Consider the following 1,912-nt stretch of genomic DNA (forward strand, 5'->3'; position numbering starts at 1 on the left):
CTTCAGGACAATGGATGGAGCCGGGATGGTGCTACTGGACGCTGGTAAGGGATCTGATCTGGCCATCCAGCCAGAACCGCGCCTGATCCACCCAACCGACATAGCTGCTGAGTGCCGGATCCGCCTGCGGCAGTTTTTCCGAGATCAGCGGCGCGTTGTCATAAACCATGACCAGCACCAGCGCGGCAATCACCGACAGCGAAAACCCGCGGGCGAAGCTGCTTTTGCGCTGCACCGGCGGCTCTTCCGAGGCCGCCTGCGGTGCAGGGGCTGCACTGCCTGCAGAGCGCAAAGTCGAATTGATTTCCTCGATATCTGGCAGCAATTCCTTGCGCGAACCGGTTTCAGCAGCGGCTAGCTGGCGCGGGTCTTCGCCACGGATTCGGGCCATCCTGTCGCGGGCTTGGCGGCTGCGGCGGGCGGCCTCGTCCTCGGGTGTTGCGGCGTCCTCCAGCCCCAGATCAGGTTGCGTTTCCAGGCTGTGTCCCTCTGCCGCCCGCAATGAGGCTTCGCGTTCGGCTTCTTCGCGCAGGATATCGGACAAGGCGGGATCCAGGGCACGTGTTCGCTGCGGCGCTGTTGCCGCCGCGAGTTCGTCGTCAGCGCCCCCGGTTTCGTCAGCGTCAGGCTGGCCGTCCGGATCAACGTCCTCGCTGCTCTCTCGCGGTCCAGCTGCGGGTTCTGGCGGGCCTTGCGGCGCGGAGGCAGCGCCTGGGGGGGCGTCCGGGGTTCCAGCAGGGACGTCCTTCGGCATGTCCGGCTCAGGGATGTCTTCTGCCGCTGGCGAAGGTGCAGTTTCGATTTCAACCACGTCGGGTGTTTCGACCTCGGCAGCACGTGCTGCAACAGCCCCCGCAGCCGCCTGAAACCAGGTCTGGCCGCAATTGGAACACTGCACATCCCGGCCTTCGTCTGGGATCACATCCTCGGGCACTTCGTACTGGGCTGCACAATTCGGGCAGGTCAGGCGCATCATGCTCTCCTCGGCACCATCCCGCCGGCCGGCAGGCGGCAGGTTGTTTTTCAAGGGATTATATGCGGCCTGGCGGTCCGGTGAAAGAGTCAATTGCCGTAGCTGCCCCAGCCCGGCGGCGGCGGGGGTTTCCCGGCAACAGAGCCCCATTGAAACTGCCGGCCCCATGGGGCAAAACAGCCGGGCGCTAAAAGCCAAAAAAGGCGCGTTCAGGGGGCGGCAGTGATCGAGCTGGAGAATGTGAGCTATAATTACGGCGGCGGCGAGCTGCTGGATGCGGTGTCAGTGCAGCTGGCGCCAGGCTCTTTTCATTTCTTGACCGGTCCATCCGGCGCAGGCAAGACAACGCTCTTGAAACTCTGCTATGGCGCGCTGATGCCGACCTCCGGCCGGGTGCGGGCCTTTAATATGGATGTGAAGGGTCTGGACCGTGACCAGATGGCCCATCTGCGCCGCCGCGTTGGGGTTGTGCACCAGGATTGCCGGTTCCTGGATCATTTACCGGTGATAGAGAACATCGCCCTGCCGCTGCTGGTCTCCGGGCGGGAGCTGACGCATGAGGAACCCAACCTGCGGGAGCTGCTGAATTGGGTCGGCCTGTCCGAGCGCGCCCATGCGCTGCCGCCGGAATTGTCGGGCGGCGAACGGCAGCGGGCGGCGCTGGCCCGCTCAGTCATCCTGTCGCCGGATGTGATTATCGCGGATGAGCCGACGGGCAACGTGGACTGGGAAATGTCGCAACGGTTGCTGCAGCTGCTGCTGGAGCTGAATCGGATGGGCAAGACCATTCTGGTGGCGACCCATGATCTGTCGCTGATCCGGGCCGCCAAGAACCAAGTGCAGGCGCGGGTGCTGCGCATCTCTAACCGGCAATTGCAGCTTGCGGGGGCGGACCTATGACCGAGGGCAAACTGCGCAAACTGATCCTGGGCGATACCC

Annotated in this window: 2 protein-coding genes; one reads left to right on the forward strand and one right to left on the reverse strand. The window is 64.1% G+C overall.

Features of this window, described 5'->3' with window-relative positions; all coding sequences use genetic code 11:
- Window positions 1-31: 31 nt before the first annotated feature.
- Complete coding sequence (locus A2I95_RS34440) at window positions 32-976, reverse strand: zinc-ribbon domain-containing protein (RefSeq protein ID WP_367153193.1); 945 nt, start codon at window positions 974-976, stop codon at window positions 32-34.
- Window positions 977-1,195: 219 nt separating this feature from the next.
- Here A2I95_RS34440 and A2I95_RS34445 point away from each other — a divergent pair, with 219 nt between their 5' ends.
- Window positions 1,196-1,873: a cell division ATP-binding protein FtsE gene (locus tag A2I95_RS34445; protein ID WP_027256418.1), complete on the forward strand. Its 678-nt coding sequence runs from the start codon at window positions 1,196-1,198 to the stop codon at window positions 1,871-1,873.
- Window positions 1,874-1,912 lie beyond the last annotated feature (39 nt).

The sequence above is a fragment of the Leisingera sp. F5 genome, from assembly GCF_001593695.1.

What these genes read in the sequence shown, in the direction of transcription:
- A2I95_RS34440 (WP_367153193.1), bottom strand. Translation starts at nt 976, where the DNA reads ATGATGCGCCTGACCTGCCCGAATTGTGCAGCCCAGTACGAAGTGCCC.